A 5,473-nucleotide genomic window follows, 5' to 3' on the forward strand; every position below is an offset into this window, starting at 1 on the left:
CAAAGCTCATCGTCGGGACCTTGCGCAGCCGCGCACGACCCGGACTGGCCCTGCGTGCAGCGCAAGGTCCCGACGATGAGCTTTGGGCAGGTGTGGTCGGGCCCGCCGCTCGACGACGCCGCCAGCACCTGGCGCGACGACAAGGCCGTCGCCGAGCTGGTGCCCACGATCGTGGCCCGGCGCACGTCGATGGAGGAGGCGAAGGCCGCGATCGCCGATTTCGCCCAGCGCGCGGGCGCGGAGAAGAACCAGAAGCTCTCGCGCCTGTTCGCCGGCGCGTTCGAGGAGCTGAACGATCAGCGCACGCGCATCATCACGGGAATCGAGCGCTATGCGCGCAAGCAGCGCGCGCTCTCCGACAGGATCAAGGAAGAGAGCCAGCGGATCGCCGCGAGCCAGAAAGGCATGGCGGCGCAGATGAGTCCTGAAGGTCAGAAAGACCAGCAGGCGCTCGACTGGGACACTAGGGTCTATGACGAGCGGGCGCAGTCGCTCACCTATGTGTGCGAGACCCCCGTCATTCTGGAGCAGCGCGCTTTCGATCTGGGCCGTGAGATCCAGAGCCATCTCGACTGACGTTCCCCCCATGTCTCGAGAGCGGCTTCGGCCGGATCGACGAATCGTCGCGGGCGGGTTGCTCGCGGCGGCGGCCGCGGCCGCGCTGACGAGCAGGCCGGCTGACGCGCAGATCGCGAGCATGGAGGTGGTCGCGGCGACCAGCGCCGGCGACGGCGACGATCAGCTCGCGCGCGCGATCGCGGAGGGTCTCACCTCCACCCATCTGCTGCCGAGCGCCGGCGCCGCCGCCGCGCCGGGCGAGGACGGCGTCACGGGGTTCAGACAGTTCGTCTCGGGCGCGAGGCCGAAGCCCGGGCTGATGGTCCTCGGCCTCGGCACATTGGGTTCGCTTGTGCTTCAGGAGGCGGATCAGGAACTGGATCGAACCCTCCCCCTCGCCACGATGATCGGGGAGCGACAGCCGGTGATCGTGGCGGCGGATTCGCCGATCCGCACGGTGCCCGACCTTCTCGCCGCGATCCGCGAGGACCAGGGCGCGGTGCGCTGGGGCGGCCGCATGCTGGGAGGAGCCGACCACCAGATCAGCCTGCTCACCACGCAGGCCGCCGGAGGCGACCTCAGGAACGTGAATTATCTCGCCGGGGACTACCGAACCGAGGTGGTCGGCAGGTTGCTGAGAGGCGAGATTTCGGTTGCGACCGGCGGCCTCGCCGACCTCCTCGCGCAGATCCGCGGGGGCACGGTCCGCGCGCTTGCGCTCGCCTCCGATGAGCCGGCGCCGGGCATCGAGATCCCCACCTTCCGCGAGCAGGGCGTGGATGTCGCGCTGCTGCACTGGCGGGGCGTGATCGCCCGGAAGAGCCTCGACCCTGCGCTCGCCGCCCGCTTCTCGGACGCTCTCAAGCAGCTGTCACAAGCCACCGGCTGGCGGCAGCTGCTGAACCAGCGCAGCTGGCAGGACCTCTATGCGCCAGGCCCCCAGTTCGCGGCGTTGCTCGAGCGTGAGCGCGCCCGGATGACGGCGCTGTTCGACGCCGCCGGTCTGCTTTGAGCGCTCCGCCTCGCGGAGAGGCGGCCAACGCACGCCCCTGTCGAGGCAAGCATCGGCCGCTACGTGCTTGCTATTGAGAGACTTCGATCAGGTTATTCTGCTCATCGAGCAGCGGGACATGGAACGACGCCAGGATCTTGTTGATCTCAGCCTGGTTCTTCCTGATGAAGTCGTTCAGCCGATGCTTCCAGTTTTCCTCGCCAGGCCGGATGCCGAAGGTCAGACGGTAAGCCATCGGCGGCCCGCCGCGCTCCTTCACAAGCGGCGTCGCCGCGAGGTCGGGGAGTTTGGCGGCGAAGTATCCGCCGATCGGGCCCCAGAGGACGCCGGCGTCGATCGCCCCGGACTCGACGTCCTTGATCATCGCCTCCGCCGGCGAGTCATAGCGGCGATCCACGGTCAGCGGATACGGCTTGGCCTTCCCCATTAGACCGTACTGGACGAGGTAGCTCGCTGTCGGGCTGCCGGCGATCACGCCGATTTTGGCGTTCTTGAGCTTCGGATCCCCGAGCGTGTCCACGCCCTCGAGCGGGCCGCCCTTCTTCACGATCAGGACAGAGGTGGAGCGGAAATAGGCGTTGGTGTTGAGGTACGGGTCCGCTCCGGAAGGCACGCCGAAGACGACGTCGCAACGCTTGGAGCCGAGGGTCATCCGGTAGAAGCCGGTGGCTTGCGGAAACCAGGTGTAGACGAGCGGCACGCCGAGATCCTTCGAAAGGAGCTCCGCGATCTTGTTCTCGAATCCCTCGCCGGCCTCGTTAGAGAGCGGCATGTCCGCCGGATCAGCGCAGACCCGGAGGGTCGCGCGGTTCACGAGATCGGACGTCTGCGCGGCCGCAGGAGCGGCGGTCCAGTTGGCGACCCCGAGCGCGGCGATCGCCGCGACCGGCCAGCCGCCCATGAAAGCACGTAAATTCATCATCCGAGGCAAGATTCCTCCTGAGCGCCGTCACCGGCGTTTTCGTGCGGGATTGCGACGCGGCAAACCGCTGTAGCGCCTGGGCTCGCCGCCGACCGCTCGCGCCGGCCCTGGAGTGATGCTCTCCGAATGCGGCGCCCTCAAGCCACGGCCCCAGGGCCAGCGGGCCTGACGCTTAGGCGCCACGTTTCCGGCCAGGGTCGCGCACGGCAGGTCGGGTCAGGCGATCAGGCGATCAGGCGCTCCAGCTCTCCGATCGGCGGGCGTTTCTCAGCTCAACCAACCACCTGGCGGCCAATTAGGGAGAGGTCCAGATACGGGAAGACCCGGCCATCGCGAGATGACCGGGTCCCCATTCACCAGAAGTCAGTCGAAACTGACCCCGTCGTTCTGCTTACGAGCTCGGCAGGGCGAACACGGTCAGCTGACCGCCGAGAGCCGTGTAGTTGGCGAGAGCCGCGTAGCCGCCGACCGCGCCGAGGCCGTCGGTCGGGTTGGCGAGACCAGCCGCGAGGCCGATGCCGGCCCAGCCGCCGACGCCCGAGAGGACGGCGATGTGCTGCTTGCCCTTGTGCTCATAGGTCATGACGTTGCCGATGATGCCGGACGGGGTCTTGAACTTGTAGAGTTCCTTGCCCGTCTTGGCGTCGACAGCCTTCAGGTAGCCCTCGAGCGTGCCGTAGAACACGACGCCGCCAGCGGTGGCGAGAGCGCCGGACCAAACGGAGAACTGCTCCTTATTGGACCAAACGATCTTACCCTTCTTGTTGTCCCAGGCGATGAAGTTGCCCATGCCGCCATGGCTGCCCGGCGCGGGGAACATCGACAGGGTCGCACCGACATAGGGCTGACCGGCGGTGTACGAGACGCGGAACGGCTCGTAGTCCATGCAGACGTGGTTCGTCGGGACGTAGAACAGCTCGGTCTCCGGCGAGTAGGCCGCAGGCTGCTGGTCCTTGGTGCCGAGCGCCGCGGGGCAGATGCCCTTGGCGTTCACGTCTTCGCCGTTCTGCTCGGTGGAGTACTTGGCGACGACGAGCGGACGACCGTAGGTCTTGGAGTCCTTGTCCATGTCGATCTTGGTCGCCCAGTTCACGACCGGATCGAACTTCTCGGCGACCAGCAGCTCGCCCGTGGCCCGGTCCATCGTGTAACCGAAGCCGTTACGGTCGAAGTGCGTCAGGAGCTGCCGCTCCTTGCCGTCGATCTTCTGATCCGTGAGGATCATCTCGTTGATGCCGTCGTAGTCCCACTCGTCATGGGGGGTCATCTGGTAGACCCACTTCGCCATGCCGGTGTCCGGATCACGGGCGAACATGGTCATCGACCACTTGTTGTCACCCGGGCGCTGCTTCGGGTTCCAGGTCGAGGGGTTGCCGGTGCCGTAGTAGATCAGGTTCAGCTTCGGATCGTAGGAGTACCAGCCCCAGGTGGAGCCGCCGCCGATCTTCCACTGGTCGCCTTCCCAGCTCTTCAGCGAGGAGTCCTTGCCGATCGGCTTGCCGAGCTGCGTGGTCTTCTCGGGGTCGACGAGCATCTCCTCGTCCGGACCGGTCGAGTAGGCGCGCCAGACCAGCTTGCCGTCAGCGATGTTGTAGGCGCTGATGTGGCCGCGCACGCCGAACTCGGCGCCCGAGATGCCGACGATCAGCTTGTCCTTCACCGGCATGACGGTCGCGGTGTTGGTCTCGCCCTTCTTCGGGTCGCCGTTGACCGCCGACCACTTCTTCTCGCCCGTCTTGGCGTCGAGCGCGACGATCGTCGTGTCGGCCTGGTGCAGGAAGATCTTGCCATCGGCATAGGCCAGACCACGGTTGACCGTGTCGCAGCACATGACCGGGATGACGCTCGGATCCTGCTTCGGCTCGTAGCGCCAGATGATCTTGCCGTTGTCGTTCAGATCGAGCGCGTACACGTTGTTCGGGAACGGCGTGTGCACGTACATGATGTCGCCGATCACAAGGGGCGAGCCCTCGTGGCCGCGCAGAACGCCGGTCGAGAAGGTCCAGACGACCTGAAGCTTCTTGACGTTGTCCTTGTTGATCTCGCTCAGCTTCGAGTAGCGCGTGTTGGCGTAGTCGAGCGTCTGCAGAGCCTGCTGCTTGGGATCCTTCAGGATCGAGGCAAGGTCTTCAGCCGCGAAGGCCGGAAGGCTCAGTGCGACGGAGGCCATCAGGCCGGCCGCGATTGCGACTTTGCGCATTCGTTATTTCTCCCTCTTGTACGCAGTCCGTAGTCAGCCCCTCGCCGGCTCCAAAGCCTTAGAGAAGCGAGCGTTTATTATTGGACTTGCGCCTTCAGCATCGTGTCACGGTTTGCTGGCAAAGCGTTTCGGAAGCATGACCCCCAATCCGCATCCGCATCCCTACGATCCGCCGCCCCTCTTTATGGAGTTCCGCGTAGAAACTGAAGACTGCGGCGGAACGTAGCTCCCTTCCCTAGGGTTCGCAACAGGACTTTAAGACATAAGGACATTATTATGATTTTGCTGCGACTGCGAGCTTATTATATTGCAACGCATTATCTTGAAGTACGTAGATTCCGGCCCATTCCAGCTCGGCCGGAACACAGCGCCCGGTAGCGCTCCAGGCGCGAACTGCCCTCGACAGCGAGGGCTCGGCGGGCCTCCCAGCGCTGCCCCCCGGACGGTCCGTGGACGGCAAACCGTGAGGGTTGCGCCGGCAGGCCCCTCCGTGCGCCGGCTCAGTTCCCCTGAGACCATCCGGCGCGCCGGTCGCCAAATTGAGATGCCCCCGCGGCGCTGATAGTCTCTGCGCCCGAGGCGCATTGGCGTCGCCGCGAACCCGAGCCTCCGAAACTATGAGACCGACCGTCGTAAAACTGGGCGGCAGCCTGATCGAGCATGTCGAGCTGGCCCGGCTGCTCGCCATCGCCGAGCGCCATTCGGCGATCGTGGCGCCTGGGGGCGGCCGCTTCGCCGACGCGGTGCGCGAGGCGCAGGCGAGCCTTGGGTTCAGCGACGC

Annotated in this window: 4 protein-coding genes; 2 read left to right on the top strand and 2 right to left on the bottom strand. The window is 65.8% G+C overall.

Annotation, left to right across the window (positions count from 1 at the left end; genetic code table 11):
* Together ACIKT0_RS12240 and ACIKT0_RS12245 are read left to right on the top strand one after the other, a co-directional pair.
* A partial coding sequence (locus ACIKT0_RS12240) for a hypothetical protein (RefSeq protein WP_407105604.1) occupies positions 1–576 on the top strand: 576 nt, incomplete at its 5' end.
* Between the two features lie 10 nt (positions 577–586).
* The gene (locus tag ACIKT0_RS12245) at positions 587–1,570 is read left to right on the top strand and encodes a Bug family tripartite tricarboxylate transporter substrate binding protein (RefSeq protein ID WP_407105605.1); all 984 of its coding nucleotides are present in this window, start codon (positions 587–589) and stop codon (positions 1,568–1,570) included.
* 70 nt (positions 1,571–1,640) lie between these two features.
* Here the strand turns inward: ACIKT0_RS12245 and ACIKT0_RS12250 are convergent, their stop codons facing one another.
* Both ACIKT0_RS12250 and xoxF5 read right to left on the bottom strand, forming a co-directional pair.
* A complete protein-coding gene (locus ACIKT0_RS12250) occupies positions 1,641–2,489 on the bottom strand; it encodes a quinoprotein dehydrogenase-associated putative ABC transporter substrate-binding protein (RefSeq protein ID WP_407105609.1) in 849 nt (282 codons plus the stop codon).
* Between the two features lie 394 nt (positions 2,490–2,883).
* Complete coding sequence (gene xoxF5 / locus ACIKT0_RS12255) at positions 2,884–4,692, bottom strand: lanthanide-dependent methanol dehydrogenase XoxF5 (RefSeq protein WP_407105607.1); 1,809 nt, start codon at positions 4,690–4,692, stop codon at positions 2,884–2,886.
* Between the last annotated feature and the right edge of the window lie 781 nt (positions 4,693–5,473).

Source organism: Hansschlegelia beijingensis, from assembly GCF_045505405.1.
Taxonomy (GTDB): domain Bacteria; phylum Pseudomonadota; class Alphaproteobacteria; order Rhizobiales; family Methylopilaceae; genus Methylopila; species Methylopila beijingensis_A.

What these genes read in the sequence shown, in the direction of transcription:
- ACIKT0_RS12245 (WP_407105605.1), top strand. Translation starts at nt 587, where the DNA reads ATGTCTCGAGAGCGGCTTCGGCCGGATCGACGAATCGTCGCGGGCGGG.
- ACIKT0_RS12250 (WP_407105609.1), bottom strand. Translation starts at nt 2,489, where the DNA reads ATGAATTTACGTGCTTTCATGGGCGGCTGGCCGGTCGCGGCGATCGCC.
- xoxF5 (WP_407105607.1), bottom strand. Translation starts at nt 4,692, where the DNA reads ATGCGCAAAGTCGCAATCGCGGCCGGCCTGATGGCCTCCGTCGCACTG.